Here is a 15149-nt window from a genome sequence, read left to right as displayed (position 1 = left end):
CGGCCGCGCCGGAAGGCGCCGCGCCGGCACCCACACCGCCTGCGGCGCCCGCCGCGCCGCCGCCGCAGCCGGCCGAGCCCTCGAAGGGCGTGCCGGCCTGGATCTGGATCGTCGCGCTGGTCGTGCTCGCCGGCATCGCCATGTGGCTGTCGCAGCAGTGACATAAAGATGAGCGCGCGATAAATCGCGCGCGCTTGACCGCAAGCCTGCGGAGAACCAGACTTCGCCCCGAGCGCCGCGCAGACGGCCGCGCGGGTCGAGAGTAATTCGGGGAGCCGGCCGCAAAGGCGGCCGGACGGGTCCTAAAGGGAGGGTTCGCATGGCGACCGTTTCCATCACGGTGAACGGCAACAAGGTCTCGCGCGATGTCGAGCCGCGCACGCTGCTGGTCCAGTACCTGCGCGAGCATCTCGGCCTCACCGGCACGCATGTCGGCTGCGACACCAGCCAGTGCGGCGCCTGCGTCGTGCATATCGACGGCGCCAGCGTGAAGTCCTGCACCACCCTCGCCATGCAATGCGAAGGCGCCAGCGTCACCACCATCGAGGGCCTCGCCAAGGACGGCAAGCTGCACCCGATGCAGGAGGCGTTCCGCGAGCATCACGCGCTGCAATGCGGCTTCTGCACGCCCGGCATGATCATGAGCGCGGTCGACCTGGTGGAGAAGAATCCGGGCCTCACCGAGGACGACATCCGGCACGGTCTGGAAGGCAATCTCTGCCGCTGCACCGGCTATCACAACATCGTCAAGGCGATCGCGGCGGCATCCAAGACCATGGGGAGGTAATTCGATGAACGCGCCTACCGGCATCGGCGCCTCGGTGCGCCGCAAGGAGGATTACCGCTTCATCACCGGCCAGGGCACTTACACCGACGACATCAACCGCCCCGGCCAGGCCTACGCTTACTTCCTGCGCTCACCCCACGCCCACGCCAAGATCAAGTCGATCGACATCTCGGCCGCGAAGTCGTCGCCGGGCGTGCTCGGAATCTTCACCGGCGCCGATCTCGCCGCCGACAAGGTGGGCGGGCTGATCTGCGGCTGGACCGTGACCGGCAAGGACGGCACGCCGCACAAGGCGCCGCCGCATCCCGTCATCGCGCTCGACACGGTGCGCTGCGTCGGCGACCAGGTCGCCCTCGTCGTCGCCGAGACGCGCGAGCAGGCCCGCGACGCGGCCGAGAAGATCAATGTCGACTACCAGGCGCTGCCCGCCGTGGTCGATCCGGCCGCGACCCTCAAATCCGGCGCGCCGCAGCTGCATGCCGAGGCGCCGGGCAATCTCTGCTACGACTGGGATTTCGGCGACAAGGCCGCCACCGAGGCGGCGTTCAGCAAAGCAGCCCACACCGTCAAGCTCGATCTGGTCAACAACCGGCTCTCCCCCAATGCGATGGAGCCGCGCGTCGCCATCGGCGAGTACGACCGCGCGACCGACACGCTCACCTGCTACTCCACCTCGCAGAACCCGCATGTGCTGCGGCTGATCATGTGCGCCTTCATCTTCGGCATGCCAGAGCACAAGATGCGCGTGGTGGCGCCGGATGTCGGCGGCGGCTTCGGCTCCAAGATCTTCTGCTATGCCGAGGAAGTGGCCTGCGTCTGGGCCACCCGCAAGGTCGGCCGCCCGGTCAAGTGGACCTCGGACCGCACCGAGGCCTTCCTGACCGACGCGCATGGCCGCGATCACGTCACCCATGCCGAGCTCGCGCTCGACAAGGACGGCAAGTTCCTCGCGCTCAAGTGCTCCACCATCGCCAATATGGGCGCCTATCTCTCCACCTTCGCCTCCTCGGTGCCGAGCTATCTCTACGCGCTCTTGCTGGCCGGCCAGTACACCACGCCGGCGATCTATGCCGAGGTGAAGGCCGTCTTCACCAACACCACGCCGGTCGATGCCTATCGCGGCGCCGGCCGCCCGGAAGCGACCTATGTGGTGGAGCGGCTGGTCGAGCTCGCCGCGCGCCAGCTCAAGATGGATCCGGTCGAGATCCGCAAGAAGAACTTCATCCCGCCCAACGCCTTCCCGTACCAGACGCCGGTCGCCGTCGCCTATGACAGCGGGCAATACGCGCTCTCGATGGACGAGGCGCTGAAGCTCGTCGACTACAAGGGCTTCGCCGCCCGCCGCGCCGCCTCCGAGGCCAAGGGCAAGCTGCGCGGCATCGGCTTCGCCGCCTATATCGAGGCCTGCGGCATCGCGCCCTCCTCCGTGGTCGGCTCGCTCGGCGCCGGCGTGGGCCTGTGGGAAAGCGCCTCGATCCGCTTCAACCCCACCGGCAGCGTGTCGGTCTTCACCGGCAGCCACAGCCACGGCCAGGGCCACGAGACGACCTTCGCGCAGGTGGTGTCGGACAAGATGGGCGTGCCGATCGACCAGGTGGAGATCGTGCACGGCGACACCCAGCGGGTGCCGATGGGCATGGGCACCTACGGCTCGCGCAGCCTCGCGGTCGGCGGCTCCGCCATCGTGCGCGCCTGCGACAAGCTGATCGCCAAGGGCAAGAAGATCGCCGCCCATCTGCTCGAGGCCGCGGTGGAGGACATCGAGTACGACAAGGGCACCTTCAAGGTGGCCGGCACCGACAAGTCGGTCAACATGCAGCAGGTCTGCTTCACCGCCTATGTGCCGCACAAATACCCGGCCGATCTGGAGCCGGGCTTCGAGGAGAACGGCTTCTACGATCCCTCGAACTTCACCTATCCCGCCGGCACCCATATCGCCGAAGTGGAAGTCGATCCCGGCACCGGCCATGTCACCGTCGCCAAATGGGTGGCGGTGGACGATTTCGGCAAGGTGGTGAACCCGATGATCGTCGAGGGCCAGGTGCATGGCGGCGTGGCGCAGGGCGTCGGCCAGGCGCTGCTGGAGCAGGTGATCTACGACAAGCAATCGGGCCAGCTGCTCACCGGCTCGATGATGGATTACTGCCTGCCGCGCGCCGAGGACCTGCCGAGCTACACGGTGGCGACCACCGAGACGCCCTGCCCGCATAATCCTCTCGGGGTGAAGGGCTGCGGCGAGGCCGGCGCCATCGCGGCACCTGCGGCGCTGATGAATGCCATCACCGACGCGCTCGGGGTGGAGATCGACATGCCGGCGACGCCGGAGAAGGTGTGGCGCGCGGCGCAGACCCGCGTGACCCGCCAGGCCGCCGAATAGATTAGGGGAGAGATAGCGATGTACGCCTTCAACTATCACAAGCCGAAGACGCTCGCCGAAGCGCAGGCCCTGATTGGCAAGCTGCCGGAAGGCAAGCTGCTCGCCGGCGGCCACACCCTGATCCCCACCCTGAAGCAGCGCCTGGCGCAGCCCTCGGACCTGATCGATATCGGCGGCATCGCCGAGCTCAAGGGCCTGACGGTGACGGCGAGCGCGGTGACGATCGGCGCCGGCACAAGGCATGACGAGGTGGCCCGCTCGGCCGAGGTGAAGAAGGCGATCCCGGCGCTCGCGCTCTTGGCGTCCGGGATCGGCGACCGCCAGGTGCGCGCCCGCGGCACCATCGGCGGCAGCCTGGCGAACTCCGACCCGGCGGCGGATTATCCCGGCGCCGTGCTCGGCCTCGGCGCCACCGTCCACACCACCAAGCGCACCATCAAGGCGGACGACTTCTTCAAGGGCATGTTCGAGACCGCCCTCGACGAGGGCGAGATCATCACCAAGGTGGAATTCCCGGTGCCGAAGCGCGCCGGCTATATGAAGTTCGCCAACCCGGCCTCGCGCTATGTGATGGTGGGCTCGTTCGTGGCGGAGACCGCGGGCGGCATCCGCGTCGCCATCAACGGCGCCGGGCCGTGCGCCTTCCGCTGGGCGGAGGCGGAGAAGGCTCTCGCGGCGAAGTTCGCCGCGGCGTCGGTGGAAGGCCTGAAGCACAAGGCCGACGGCCTCAACAGCGACATCCACGCCAGCGCCGAATACCGCGCCCACCTGATCACCGTGATGACGAAGCGCGCGGTGGCGCAGGCGGGGGGGTGAACACCGCTAGCCCTCCCTCGCGCTGCGAAGCAGCGTGGGGGAGCCACCTCTCTTCGAAGGACTGGGGTGGGGGCGGCGCCGCAATCGGATGCTCGGAAAATCCAGCACTGAAATCGAAAGGCGGCGACGTCCTGTATTTCGCGCATTGCGCATCTACCTGACCGCCCCGCTCCTCACTCTGTTGCTGTCGCCACTGTGCTTTGAGCCGGCCACGGCAGCTGAGCCGAGGACCAGCACGGAATCGATCTCTGGCCGAGCCGCCCGCGCGATCGAGGCGGCTCTGCCTGCCGCGCGGCGAGGAGGGCTCGACGTGAGCGCCCATCGGGTGACCGTGTGGGAAACCGATGCGGAGATCGTGGTCCTCTTCAACGATCCGAACGATCCACCCGGTCAACGAGGCGGCGGCTTCTCCGTGGAGCTTCGGAAAAGCGACCTGAGGGTGCTGCGGGCGCACCCCAACCGCTGACCTTGCGGATGCGGCGATGCCGTCGCCGAGCTGGAATTCCCGGCACCGAAGCGCGCCGGCTATATGAAGTTCGCCAACCCCGCCTCGGGCTATGTGATGGTGGGCTCGTTCGTGGCGGAGACCGTGGGTGGCATCCGCATCGCCATCAACGGCGCCGGGCCCTGCGCCTTCCGCTGGGCCGAGGGGGAGAAGGCGCTGGCGGCCAAGTTCGCCGCCGCCTCGGTGGAAGGCCTGAAGCACAAGGCCGACGGCCTCAACAGCGACATCCACGCCAGCGCCGAATACCGCGCCCACCTGATCACGGTGACGACCAAGCGGGCGGCCGTGCCGGAGGGGGCAGCGTGATACACGCACTACCCCTATCGTTGCCCACGTCGCGAAGCAGGCGTGGGGATTCAATTCACATCTTAGGTTCTGAAGTTTTTGACCAGATTTTCTGTGAACGTCTGTGTCCGAATATGATCGCGATGAAAGTTTCCCTTCGCAATCTTATCGACGCTCTCCGCAGCCTGTTTGAATAGGCCCTCGGACGCCTTCTGATCGGTAATTGAAGCGATGAGATCTTCGGAATAGCGAGCGCGCTCGCGGGTATGTGCGGCCGGAGGTTGTTCGGGTTTTACGAGCATACGGGCGGCAAGCAGAATGTGATATCTTGCCGGTTTGAATTTGCTTTCAAGAGAAGAGTTTCTAAAAAGGAACTCTAATCTGTAGAGCGCGTAGGCTGAATAGTAATAGGCCTCCAATCTGTCTATCTCTACAAAAATGCTTTTACCGACCTGCTCCAACAGCAATCTGTAGGTCCTAGTGGTTCGATGTGGCTCCTCCAAAAATACGGAGGCGTAAGATCGAATGAGATTCGCCGGAGTGACAATCCGAGTTTTTTCAACGTTCGGCGCTGAATTGTATTGCCTTGACCGCCGCTCGTAGAAGAGCTTATTAGCGTCTTCGAAGGTAGAGAAATAAATTTCTAGCTTTTTCTGAAAATCGGAAAGCGCAATAAGTTGCTCCGCTCTTACTTCTGTTTGCCGATTGGTGGATTTTACAATAGAAGAAATAATATTCTCGTCGTCAGTGGCTATTAGTTTTAGCGGGACGATTACACTATCATCAATGGTGTCCTTATTGTCAAAAAGGACATGACTCGTCTGACAGCCATTTACAACTTGATAGTCCTCAATATGCACTCTGTTTCCCGTGGCACGCAGGCTCTTCGCGATTATCGTTACGCCATTATTCATGATGGCGAAGCGCGCCCTCTCAGCCACAGATTGCAGTGTTTGTTTGATTTCTGAGTTCACAAGATTATAATCCTGAAAATCCCGGACGTTGTCATAAAATATACTCTTAAGAATAGATCCACTTCCGTCATCTAGCAGAGTGACGAATTCTGTGGCTGGCAGTATCCCAATGTAAGCTTCTTTGACTCCAGGAATATCTGGCACGACCGTGCGGTCCGCAAATGTGAATTCTCTTGCGATTGTATTTTTAGTTTGATGGTAGAGTGACTGTATATCGTCTGCGCCAATGGGCTGGAATTCGATCTCGCGAAACATATTCGTTGCTCGAAGATCCTCAATAACAGCCGACTTTCGTGCCTCCAAGTTTGCATCGCCAACCCACTTGCCAGTTGTCATGTAAAATAGTCGGCAAATTGGATTACCCCTTTTGAACTTGCTTCCGAGTTTGTAGATTGCTTCCATGACTTCAGCAGCGCATGACACTTGATCGTTGCGTGGCAGCTTGGGCGTTTCGCTAAAGAAATCAGCCACTCCAAATCCGAACTGACCGATTTTCCCCGTTTCAAAACCCGGCGAGCGCTCTGCTTGGGTGAAAATGAATTGGGCGTCGAGGTATCCATTCGTGGCAACAATCTCTTCAATTAAATCCGGATCGGTCACAAGTGCACCGTTCACAATGATGGAGACAGCATCGATTCCGGTGTCATTTCCCCTTCCGACAATGACGTCTGAAATCTCGAAAGTCTCCGAGAGATATTTCGTGGTCGTAAGGTAGGCTGCTAAATATTCGAACCGGACGTCCTCTGCTAACTCGGAAATTCCCGCCTCACTTGAGAATTCATCTAACAAAGATTTCGTTATACGATCCATTTTCTCCAGCCTCCGCCGAGTCCTCTCCAAAAATGAAGCCAATGATACGGCGAGCCGCCGCCTCATTCCACACCGCATTTGTACAAACGCGCGCTCGTGCAACAGAAAAGCAACCCCGAGTGCATGATCAGAAAAGGACGTTGTCCCTCAGCCCCGCTTTTTCGCTTTGCGGCGGCCGTAGCCACTCGTTGCTATCATCGGATCTGCAATTCCCGACGCAGCCAGCCCATGCCCCGCCTCATCGACCACCTCGTCCTCTGCGTGCGCGATCTCGGTCGCGCAGGCGACGCCTATGAGCGGCTCGGCTTCACGCTCACGCCGCGCGCCGCGCATCCCTGGGGCACCGGCAACCGGCTGGCGCAGTTCGGCCGCAACTTCCTGGAGCTGCTCGGCCTCGACGATCCGGCGCGCATCCCCGCCCCCAAGCCGGGCGAGTTCGGCTTCGGCGCCTTCAACCGCGATTTCCTCACCCGCCGCGAAGGCATGTCGATGCTGGTCTTCGAGGGTCGCGACGCGGAGGCCGATCGCGCCGACTTCGCGGCGAAGGGCCTCGGCGATTTCGCCCGCTTCGATTTCAGCCGCGACGCCAGGCTGCCCGACGGCGCCACCGCCCGCGTCGGCTTCAGCCTCGTCTTCGCCGCGCGGGCCGACTGGCCGGAGGCCGCCTTCTTCACCTGCCAGCAGCACGCGCCCGAGCATTTCTGGAAGCCCGCCTACCAGCGCCACGCCAACACCGCGCTGAACGTGACCGAGGTGGTGATGGCAGCATCCGAGCCGGCGGCGCATGCCGATTGGCTCGCCCGCCTCACCGGCGCCGAGGCCGCTGCCGTCACCGGCGGCCATGCCTTCACTGCGCAGGATGCGCAGGGGTGCCCGAGCCGCGTGACCCTGCTCTCCCACGCCGCGCTGCTCGCGCGCTGGCCGGAGGCGCAGATCAACGGCGCGACGCCGCATTTCGCCGGCTTCCGCGTGGCGGTCGCGGATCTCGCCGCCGCGGAAAGCTGCCTCAGCGCCGGCGACGTGCCGCACCGGAAGAGCGCGGGCGCGCTGGTCGTCCCCGCCGACTACGCCTTCGGCTGCGTCATCGAGTTCGCGGGCGCCTGATCTCGCTTGCGCGAGCGTCGGGCTTCGCCCGCTGCGGCCCCCACCCTCCCCTCCCCCATCGCTGCGCGACGAGGGAGGGTTTGAAAAGAATGAGCGCCGCAGGCGCGCGCCTATAGCCTTCCGCACGCCACGTAAGCGTGGGGGAAGGTTGGATGGGGGCGGTGCCGCTTGGCGCTGACGGCGATCTAGAAGATGCGCACCGCCTCGCGCTCGATATCGGACCGCAGCATCGGGTGCAGGCCATTGCGGGTCGTCACGTCGACGGTGGCGCCCAGCTCGGCTTCGAGGAACAGCTTGATGCCGGCGAGATCGAAAAGGGAGAACTTCGCCGCGCTCTCGTGCTCGACGAAGATATCGAGGTCGCTCGCGGGGCCCGCGTCGCCCCTCGCGGTCGAGCCGAACAGATAGAGCGCGCTCGCCCCCATGGCGCGCAACGCCGGGGCATGCGCCTTCAGGCTGGCAATGGCGAGCTGACGGTCCATGGCGCGATCATAGCCGCTGGGATGGCTTCCCAGAATTTGACACACGCCCCTACCCCGCCGCGATCACCTCGATCTCGACCAGCCAGTCCGGGCTGAGCGTCTCGGCGATGATCGCCGTGGTCGGCACCCGGCGGGTGCCCAGCGCCGCGACGCGCGCGGCGGCGTTCGCCTCCGCATAGGCACCGTCGCGGAGATAGCTGGTCAGCCGCACGATGTTGTCGGTGGTCATGCCGGCGCTCTGCAGGATGGTGCGGATGTTGGCCCAGATCAGGCGGAGCTGCGTGTCCAGCCCCTGGCCCGCCGCGCCGCCCGGGTCGAGCCCCATCGTGCCGGCGACGAACAGCAGCCGGCCGGCGCCGCGCACCTCCATGGCATGCACATAGTCGTCGCTCGCCGGATAGATGCCCTGGGTCGGGTTGCGCGGGATGAGCTGCATGGGGGTCTCCGGGTGGTCAGGCTTGCCGAAACTTGCGTAATATACTAATATAGAGCCCGTGAAATGTCATCCTGAATCGCCCCGCAAGCCCGCCCCGCCTCCTGGCTTCAAGGGGCGAGGAACAGATGCGCCGCCCCCTCCCGTCGTGGCCGGGCTCGACCCGGCCACCCACGTGTCTCCGACCGCGCGGCCACCGGCAGGAACGGATGCGCCGCTCCCGGCCGGTCAGCGCCGCGGAACAGATGCGCCGCCTCCCCGGCGGGCCCGCCTGGCGGAACAGCTGCGCCGCGATGCTTCGGAGGAACAGGCGCGCCGCCCCCCTTCAGCGAGGGAACAGATGCGCCGCCCTCTCCCCGTCGTGGCCGGGCTCGACCCGGCCACCCACGCGCTTCCGCCCGCAGGGCCGCTGGGAGGAACAGACCCGCCGCGCGAAGGCCGACCCGCGCGACGGAACGGATACGCCGCGGAACAGATGCGCCGCGCGCCTGCCTCCCTCTGGCTGGAGGCGCGGCGCGGAACAAATGCGCCGCGCTTGCCCCGTTGGGCCGGCCGGGGCCGGCGGCGCGGAACAAATGCGCCGCCCCCTACCCCGCGGGAGGGAACAGATGCGCCGCTACTTCCCCGCCGCCGCGCGCTCGAGTGCGGCGATGTCGAGCTTCACCATGCCGAGCATGGCCTGGAAGGCGCGGCCCGCCTTGGCCCGGTCGGGATCGGCGAGCAGCTCGAGCATCACGCGCGGCACGATCTGCCAGGGCAGGCCCCACCGGTCCTTGATCCAGCCGCATTGCTGCGCCTCGCCGCCGCCCTGGAGGATCGCGTCCCACAGCCGGTCCACCTCTTCCTGGTCCTCGCACTCGACCGACAGCGAGACCGCGAGCGTGTATTCCATCTTCTGCCCGCCGTTCAGCGCCTGGAACTTCTGCCCGGCCAAGGTGAACTCGACGAACAGCACGCTGCCGGCCTTGCCGCCCGGCGTGTCCGCCAGGGCGTGGTGCACATGATCGATGCGCGAATCCGGAAACAGCGAGACGTAGAACCGCGCCGCCGCCTCCGCATCGTCCGCGAACCAGAGGCAGGGGCGGATCTTGGACGGGGTCACGTTCGGCATGGCATCACTCCGATATATTTTACCACTCAGTTAAATAGAGCGCGCGCGACCGCCGCCGTCAAGCGGCGGCACCCGCATGGTTCACCGCCAAGGACGCGAAGAACGCCAAGCTTCGCCAGGAAAGGAACAGACGCGCCGCACCGGCTCGGCTCCCTTCGCGCGACTTGGCGCCCTTGGCGCCCCTGGCGGTGAAGATGCCGCTATTCCCGGTCGCCCTTGACGATCGCCCGCACCTCGGCGCTGCCGCATTTGCTGCAGCGGGCGCGCGCCGTCACCTCGGGCACCGAGCGGTCGTAGCCGAACTTGTCGCCCAGCGCGCCGACATCCGTCTTGGCCGTGTGGCAGCATTTGTCGCAGTTGAAGTAGAGCCGCATGTTCCAGCGCAGCATGTCGCCGAGGCGCATGGCATTGCGGTCGAGATAGCGGCTGCGGTCGAGATAGCGGGAGCCCGGGCGCATGCCCAGAACAAAACAAGAACATTGTCGGCGAGTCCAGAGGCCGACGGTTGTAGCCCCAACTCCCTATTTCGCCCGGGCCTACTTCGAGAGAATGGCCAGCAGGACCAGCACCATGCCGACGATGCTGACCGCCCAGGCCGCCGTCCGCGCCCACGGCACGCCGGCGATGTACAGCACCGCATGCGCCACCCGGCCCCAGAAGAACAGTTGCGCCCCCAAGGCCGAATTCGGGCTCGCCGCGCCGATGACATGGGCGACCAGGACCAGCGCCGCGAACGGCGCCAGGCTCTCGATCATGTTGACATGCGCCCGCTTGGCCCGGCCCATCCAGCCCTCCGGGATCTCCACGCCCTCGCGGTTGCCGGCCATCTTCGGCAGGCCGACATGGCCGATCATCCCGAGCGTATAGGGCAGCGCCAGCACCACGCAGAGCACAGCGCTCCACACCAGCATCATCAGGTCGGTGGTCATGTTCCGTCCCCTCTTCGGCTGCGACTCGCGTCGCCGGTCCGCCGACGATGCGCCGGCCGAAGGGTGGCGACAATGACCCGCAAGGGAATGTGAACGGAGAGCGTGGCGGAAGGGAGCGGGAGTCGAACCCACCCGGAACCGCGTTACGGCCCCGACCGGTTTTGAAGACCGGGCGCCCCACCGGAAGCGTTTCCCTTCCGCGACCGACTATAGCCGGCCGCCGTCAGCGCGCCAGGATGGTGAGGCGCTGCCACGGCGCAGTGCGCCCGCCGGGCTCGCCAGGCCCGGGGGCGCCGGCGGTCTTGATCTGACGCAAGGCGGATCTTGGCCGAAGGCTCAGGCTGATGCTTGTCGCCATCCGTCAGCGAGGACGAGGCATGTTCCGACACATTCTCTGCCCGGTGGACGGCTCGCCGCAGTCGAACCGCGCGCTTGAACTCGCCGCCGATCTGGCGGAGCGCGACAGAGCCAAGCTGACGCTGCTGCATGTCGGCCACTCGACGAGTCCGCCGGAAGGCTTGGAGAGCTATCTCTCCCTCGAGTTCAAGAATACCCCGCAATTCGCCACCCAGGACCTGATCGGCCAGCGCATCGTCGAGGAGGCCGCCGCCCTTGCCCAGCATGGCCGCAAGATCGTGCCGGAGGTGGCTGTGGATCGAGGTGACCCGGCAGAGGGCGTGCTGGCCATGGCGAAGAGAGGCCAGGTCGATGGCATCGTGCTCGGCCGCCGCGGTCACGGCCGCCTTGCGGGATTGCTGCTCGGCAGCGTGTCGAGCAAGGTCGCCCAGCTCGCCCCCTGCACGACGATTCTGGTGCCGTGAAACGACGCTTCCTGTCCGTCCGGAGCCTCTGAGGCGGCGCGGCACCAGCTATCTGAAGACGAGGTTCAAACCAGTATCGGCATTTGGGGCGATGCGGACACCGAAGCCGGCGCTTGCCTTGCTGAGGGCGCCGGCAAGCCAGGCAATGTCCCCCGGCGGCGGCCGATTGAGGCGCAGGTTGCGGATCACGTATGGCAGCATGCTGAGCTTGATAAGCCGCCCCGTCGCGGTATCCACGGTCGGCAGATAGGCGAGCGCCAGATCGCCGCGGAACTCCTCGTAGCCGCGGATACCCTCATAGTCGTTGATGAAATCACCGCAGCCGTAGAGCACGAGCTTGCCGCGATGGACCTCGATCGCCTTGGGATGATGCGAAGAGTGGCCATGCACGATATCGACGCCGCCATCCTCGATCAGGGCATGGGCGAGCTCGACATGCTCGGTAGGAATATCGTGCCCCCAATTGCCGCCCCAATGCACCGAGGCGACCACGATGTCGCCCGATTGCCGGTCGCTCCACAGGCCGGCGGCAAACCGTCGAGCCTGGCGCGGCGTGAGGTCCGGAAGCAGGCGCACCCCAAGCCTTCCGACATCCGCCGCCCAATCCGCCGGCACGCCGCTGCTCGCGGCTGCAACGCCGTACACGATCACGCGGCCTTTGCCGACGACAGGCAGGATGGCCGGCGCTTCGGCGGCACTGATATCCGGCCCGGCACCGGTCATGGCGATGCCGGCGCCGCGCAAGGCGGCAATCGTGTCCAGCAGCCCGGCCCCGCCCCAGTCCATCACATGGTTGTTGGCGAGGGTGCAGCCGTCGATCGCGAAGGCCGCGAGGCAAGCTAAGTTGCCCGGGTTCATCCGATAGTTGATGCCCTTCGCGAGCCAGTCATCGCTCTCCGTGATGCTGGTTTCCAGATTGACGAAGCGGGCGTCCGGCCCGAGCGCCTGCATGTCGGCGATCGCGTCGCCCCAGGGATAGGCGAAATCCACCGGCCGGGCGACCGGGCCGTTGGCGCGCTCCGCAAGCGCGACGTACTGGCGAGCATCGGTGACATGGCGCTCGTGGAGCCGCGGATCGCTGGGGTGAGGCAGGATCTGGTCGATGCCACGTCCGGCCATCACATCGCCGCCAAGCAACAGCGTGATCGAGTTGGACGGCATTGCTCAGGCCAGCTGGGCGCCCGGCGCAAAGCGGGCAAGGATGGCGAGCACCTCGTCGTCCGAAACCTGGCGGAAATCGCCGTAGTAGAAGCCGATGGCGCCGAACGAGTCATAGTCTTCCAGGCAGACCAAATCGTCGACCTCGGCACGCAGGCTGAGCAGCGTATCGGTCGGCGCCACCGGAACGGCGAGCACCAAGCTTTTCGGCCGGCGCGCCCGCACCGCGCGTAAGGCCGCACGCGTGGTCGCGCCGGTGGCGACTCCGTCATCGACGACGATCGCCGTGCGGCCCTCGACCGGCACGGCGGCGCGGCTTCCGAGATAGCGCTGGCGGCGCCGCTCGATCTCGCGCAGCTCGCGATCGCGAGCCGCCGCGAATTCGCTGTCGTCGACCTCGGCCAGACGGATTACCCGCTCGTTCCGCACGGTGATCGCCACGCCGCCATCGGCCACCGCGCCCATGGCCAGTTCCGGCTGCGACGGTACGCCGATCTTGCGCACCAGGACCAGGTCCATCGGCGCAGCGAGCGCGGCGGCGACTTCGGCCGCGACCGGCACGCCACCGCGCGGCAGGGCGAGCACGATCGGGCGCTGGTCGCGATAGGCCGCCAGCGCGGCGGCAAGGCGGCGTCCGGCGTCGCTTCGATCGACAAACGGCATGCGGGCCTCCCTCTGCAGTTCTACGCGGATCGACGGCCGGCGAGATGGCGCTCGAACCAGCGAGCGGCATGGTCGGTCACGGCCTGCATGGCGCCAGGCTCCGGGAACAGGTGACTGGCATCCGGTATGACCACCAGCGACTTCGCCGCCGACAAGCCTTCCAGCGCCGCCCGGTTCAGCGCCAGTACATCGGTATCGGCACCGCCGACAAGCAACAGCACCGGCGCCCGCACGGCGGGCAGCGCCGCCTCCGCCAGATCGGGACGGCCACCTCGCGAGACCACGGCGCCGATGCGCTCCGGCAGCTCGGCTGCCGCGACCAGCGCGGCCGCCGCGCCGGTGCTCGCGCCGAACAGCCCGACCGGCAGCCGCCTCACATCGGGCTCGGCCGCAAGCCACGCAACTGCACCAACAAGGCGCTGTGCCAGCAGTGGAATATCGAACACCAGCCGGCGATCGCCCTCCTCTGCAGGGGTCAGCAGGTCGAACAACAACGTCGCCATGCCGCGGGCATTCAGCTCCGCGGCCACGGCCCTGTTGCGTGGGCTCAGTCGGCTCGAGCCGCTGCCATGAGCAAAGACGATCAGGGCCCAGGCGCCGGACGGCACGGTCAGATCGGCGGCCAGCCCGAGCGGCGGCAGGTCAATCGCGCGCTTGCTGATCTGGAACCTGTTGCCGGTATGCGAAGTCATGAGGGACGCTCCCTCGCCGCTCTCGATCACTATCGGCCAGTGCAGTGAGCGCCGAATTGACCGGAATCAACCTTTTCGAACGGCCGCGGGCTATGTTCGCCGCCATGGACGGAGGCGCCGTGCCAGATCTGCAATCCGTCGCCGCCTTTGGCGAGCCGTCGATCCAACGCAAGGTGGCGTTCCTGAGCCGGCCGGACGCCTATCCGGACAGCCCTGTCGACGTGACGGTGCGCGAGACCCATATGTCCTGGGTCTTCCTCGCCGGCGATCGGGTCTACAAGCTGAAGAAGCCGGTGCGGCTCCCCTATCTCGACTTCTCCACCTTGCGGCGCCGCGAGGCCGCCTGTCGCGCCGAGCTTCGCCTGAACCGTCGGCTTGCAGGCAGCACCTATGAGGCGGTGGTGCCGCTCACGCTCCAGCCCGCCGGCTTCGCCATTGCCGGTGCGGGCGTGACCGTCGACTGGCTGGTCGTCATGCGCCGCCTGGACGAACGCGGCATGCTCGAGCGGATCATCGAGGACGGACGCCTGGAGCGGCGCCACGTCGATCGGTTGGCCATGCGCCTCACACGCTTCTATCGCCATGCGAAGCGGGTGAACGCCGCTGCGGGCGGACGGCTCAAGCGCTGGCGCGCGACGCTCGAAGATGACCGGCGCTTCCTGCTTGACCCGCGCCTTCCGCTTCCCGCCGGCGCCGTGCGCAGCATCGACCGGGCGCTGCGTTGTTTTGTCCGCAGGCGAAGCCCGGGCCTCGTCTCCCGCCGCCTCGTCGACGGCCACGGCGACCTGCGGCCCGAGCATGTCTGGTTCGGCGACACCGTGCGGATCATCGACTGCCTAGAATTCAACGCGACGCTCCGCAGCATCGATCCGCTCGACGAGATCGCCTATCTGGATCTCGAATGCCGCAGGCTCGGCGCGGCCTGGTTCGGTTCCAGGCTGCGCCGCCGCATCGCCACGGGGATGCACGACAGTGCCGGCGAAGACCTCTACCTGTTCTATCGCTGCCGCCGCGCGACGCTGCGCGCGCGCCTTGCCATCGCGCATCTGCTGGAACCGGAGATCCGGACACCGGCGAAGTGGCCGCGCCTAGGTTCTGTACCCATAAAGGGATTCCCTTGAGGGCGTGATTGTGATTCAAGCTTCCAAACGGATGGGAGCTTGGCGATGGCCCGGTTTGATCTGAGCGATGCGGAGTGGAGC

The 15149-nt window shown here is 66.0% G+C and carries 17 protein-coding genes and 1 tRNA gene; 8 read left to right on the top strand and 10 right to left on the bottom strand.

Annotation, left to right across the window (positions count from 1 at the left end; all coding sequences use genetic code 11):
- Positions 1 to 319: 319 nt before the first annotated feature.
- The 5 genes from DT074_RS25925 (at position 320) to DT074_RS25905 (ending at position 4791) form a co-directional block, all read left to right on the top strand.
- Positions 320 to 787, top strand: a complete 468-nt coding sequence (locus DT074_RS25925) for a (2Fe-2S)-binding protein (RefSeq protein WP_119422758.1) — start codon at positions 320 to 322, stop codon at positions 785 to 787.
- A 4-nt stretch (positions 788 to 791) separates the two neighbouring features.
- Positions 792 to 3164, top strand: a complete 2373-nt coding sequence (locus DT074_RS25920) for a xanthine dehydrogenase family protein molybdopterin-binding subunit (protein WP_119422757.1) — start codon at positions 792 to 794, stop codon at positions 3162 to 3164.
- A gap of 18 nt (positions 3165 to 3182) precedes the next feature.
- Entirely contained in the window at positions 3183 to 3980 is a 798-nt protein-coding gene (locus DT074_RS25915) for an FAD binding domain-containing protein (RefSeq protein ID WP_119422756.1), read from the top strand.
- Between the two features lie 145 nt (positions 3981 to 4125).
- Entirely contained in the window at positions 4126 to 4446 is a 321-nt protein-coding gene (locus DT074_RS25910) for a hypothetical protein (RefSeq protein ID WP_119422755.1), read from the top strand.
- A 63-nt stretch (positions 4447 to 4509) separates the two neighbouring features.
- Positions 4510 to 4791 (top strand): hypothetical protein, encoded by a 282-nt coding sequence (locus DT074_RS25905; protein WP_119422754.1) that lies wholly within the window; start codon positions 4510 to 4512, stop codon positions 4789 to 4791.
- Between the two features lie 62 nt (positions 4792 to 4853).
- Here DT074_RS25905 and DT074_RS25900 read toward each other — a convergent pair whose 3' ends face one another.
- Positions 4854 to 6554, bottom strand: coding sequence for an AIPR family protein (locus DT074_RS25900; protein ID WP_162915251.1), 1701 nt, complete (start codon positions 6552 to 6554; stop codon positions 4854 to 4856).
- A 228-nt stretch (positions 6555 to 6782) separates the two neighbouring features.
- Here DT074_RS25900 and DT074_RS25895 point away from each other — a divergent pair, with 228 nt between their 5' ends.
- Entirely contained in the window at positions 6783 to 7658 is an 876-nt protein-coding gene (locus DT074_RS25895; protein ID WP_162915250.1) for a VOC family protein, read from the top strand.
- Positions 7659 to 7843: 185 nt separating this feature from the next.
- On the opposite strand, the gene DT074_RS25890 is transcribed toward DT074_RS25895, so the two are convergent.
- The 6 genes from DT074_RS25890 to DT074_RS28325 form a co-directional block, all read right to left on the bottom strand.
- On the bottom strand, positions 7844 to 8140 hold the full coding sequence (locus DT074_RS25890; protein WP_119422751.1) for a nucleotidyltransferase family protein: 297 nt from the start codon (positions 8138 to 8140) through the stop codon (positions 7844 to 7846).
- A gap of 49 nt (positions 8141 to 8189) precedes the next feature.
- Positions 8190 to 8576, bottom strand: coding sequence for a RidA family protein (locus tag DT074_RS25885; protein WP_119422750.1), 387 nt, complete (start codon positions 8574 to 8576; stop codon positions 8190 to 8192).
- 613 nt (positions 8577 to 9189) lie between these two features.
- The gene (locus DT074_RS25880; protein ID WP_119422749.1) at positions 9190 to 9684 is read right to left on the bottom strand and encodes a VOC family protein; all 495 of its coding nucleotides are present in this window, start codon (positions 9682 to 9684) and stop codon (positions 9190 to 9192) included.
- 200 nt (positions 9685 to 9884) lie between these two features.
- Positions 9885 to 10142, bottom strand: a complete 258-nt coding sequence (locus DT074_RS25875) for a hypothetical protein (protein ID WP_119422748.1) — start codon at positions 10140 to 10142, stop codon at positions 9885 to 9887.
- 78 nt (positions 10143 to 10220) lie between these two features.
- Entirely contained in the window at positions 10221 to 10613 is a 393-nt protein-coding gene (locus DT074_RS25870; protein WP_119422747.1) for an MAPEG family protein, read from the bottom strand.
- 103 nt (positions 10614 to 10716) lie between these two features.
- Positions 10717 to 10812 (bottom strand) — tRNA-Sec (locus DT074_RS28325).
- Between the two features lie 178 nt (positions 10813 to 10990).
- Here DT074_RS28325 and DT074_RS25865 point away from each other — a divergent pair.
- Positions 10991 to 11434, top strand: coding sequence for a universal stress protein (locus DT074_RS25865; protein ID WP_162915249.1), 444 nt, complete (start codon positions 10991 to 10993; stop codon positions 11432 to 11434).
- A 48-nt stretch (positions 11435 to 11482) separates the two neighbouring features.
- Here the strand turns inward: DT074_RS25865 and DT074_RS25860 are convergent, their stop codons facing one another.
- From DT074_RS25860 to DT074_RS25850, 3 genes are read right to left on the bottom strand one after another with little or no spacing between them, the layout of a single operon-like run.
- Positions 11483 to 12595, bottom strand: a complete 1113-nt coding sequence (locus tag DT074_RS25860) for a CapA family protein (protein WP_119422745.1) — start codon at positions 12593 to 12595, stop codon at positions 11483 to 11485.
- A gap of 3 nt (positions 12596 to 12598) precedes the next feature.
- Entirely contained in the window at positions 12599 to 13255 is a 657-nt protein-coding gene (locus DT074_RS25855) for a phosphoribosyltransferase (RefSeq protein WP_119422744.1), read from the bottom strand.
- Between the two features lie 20 nt (positions 13256 to 13275).
- Positions 13276 to 13947 carry a dienelactone hydrolase family protein gene (locus tag DT074_RS25850; RefSeq protein ID WP_119422743.1) on the bottom strand — a complete coding sequence of 224 codons (672 nt, stop codon included), beginning with the start codon at positions 13945 to 13947 and terminating at the stop codon, positions 13276 to 13278.
- A gap of 119 nt (positions 13948 to 14066) precedes the next feature.
- Here DT074_RS25850 and DT074_RS25845 point away from each other — a divergent pair, with 119 nt between their 5' ends.
- Positions 14067 to 15068, top strand: a complete 1002-nt coding sequence (locus tag DT074_RS25845) for a hypothetical protein (protein WP_162915248.1) — start codon at positions 14067 to 14069, stop codon at positions 15066 to 15068.
- Positions 15069 to 15149 lie beyond the last annotated feature (81 nt).

Source organism: Desertibaculum subflavum, from assembly GCA_003576705.1.
Lineage (GTDB): Bacteria > Pseudomonadota > Alphaproteobacteria > Ferrovibrionales > Ferrovibrionaceae > Desertibaculum > Desertibaculum subflavum.
Note: the sequence above shows the minus strand (reverse complement) of the source record. Positions and strands in the feature narration are given on the sequence as shown.

What these genes read in the sequence shown, in the direction of transcription:
- DT074_RS25925 (WP_119422758.1), top strand. Translation starts at nt 320, where the DNA reads ATGGCGACCGTTTCCATCACGGTGAACGGCAACAAGGTCTCGCGCGAT.
- DT074_RS25920 (WP_119422757.1), top strand. Translation starts at nt 792, where the DNA reads ATGAACGCGCCTACCGGCATCGGCGCCTCGGTGCGCCGCAAGGAGGAT.
- DT074_RS25915 (WP_119422756.1), top strand. Translation starts at nt 3,183, where the DNA reads ATGTACGCCTTCAACTATCACAAGCCGAAGACGCTCGCCGAAGCGCAG.
- DT074_RS25905 (WP_119422754.1), top strand. Translation starts at nt 4,510, where the DNA reads ATGAAGTTCGCCAACCCCGCCTCGGGCTATGTGATGGTGGGCTCGTTC.
- DT074_RS25900 (WP_162915251.1), bottom strand. Translation starts at nt 6,554, where the DNA reads ATGGATCGTATAACGAAATCTTTGTTAGATGAATTCTCAAGTGAGGCG.
- DT074_RS25895 (WP_162915250.1), top strand. Translation starts at nt 6,783, where the DNA reads ATGCCCCGCCTCATCGACCACCTCGTCCTCTGCGTGCGCGATCTCGGT.
- DT074_RS25890 (WP_119422751.1), bottom strand. Translation starts at nt 8,140, where the DNA reads ATGGACCGTCAGCTCGCCATTGCCAGCCTGAAGGCGCATGCCCCGGCG.
- DT074_RS25885 (WP_119422750.1), bottom strand. Translation starts at nt 8,576, where the DNA reads ATGCAGCTCATCCCGCGCAACCCGACCCAGGGCATCTATCCGGCGAGC.
- DT074_RS25880 (WP_119422749.1), bottom strand. Translation starts at nt 9,684, where the DNA reads ATGCCGAACGTGACCCCGTCCAAGATCCGCCCCTGCCTCTGGTTCGCG.
- DT074_RS25875 (WP_119422748.1), bottom strand. Translation starts at nt 10,142, where the DNA reads ATGCGCCCGGGCTCCCGCTATCTCGACCGCAGCCGCTATCTCGACCGC.
- DT074_RS25870 (WP_119422747.1), bottom strand. Translation starts at nt 10,613, where the DNA reads ATGACCACCGACCTGATGATGCTGGTGTGGAGCGCTGTGCTCTGCGTG.
- DT074_RS25865 (WP_162915249.1), top strand. Translation starts at nt 10,991, where the DNA reads ATGTTCCGACACATTCTCTGCCCGGTGGACGGCTCGCCGCAGTCGAAC.
- DT074_RS25860 (WP_119422745.1), bottom strand. Translation starts at nt 12,595, where the DNA reads ATGCCGTCCAACTCGATCACGCTGTTGCTTGGCGGCGATGTGATGGCC.
- DT074_RS25855 (WP_119422744.1), bottom strand. Translation starts at nt 13,255, where the DNA reads ATGCCGTTTGTCGATCGAAGCGACGCCGGACGCCGCCTTGCCGCCGCG.
- DT074_RS25850 (WP_119422743.1), bottom strand. Translation starts at nt 13,947, where the DNA reads ATGACTTCGCATACCGGCAACAGGTTCCAGATCAGCAAGCGCGCGATT.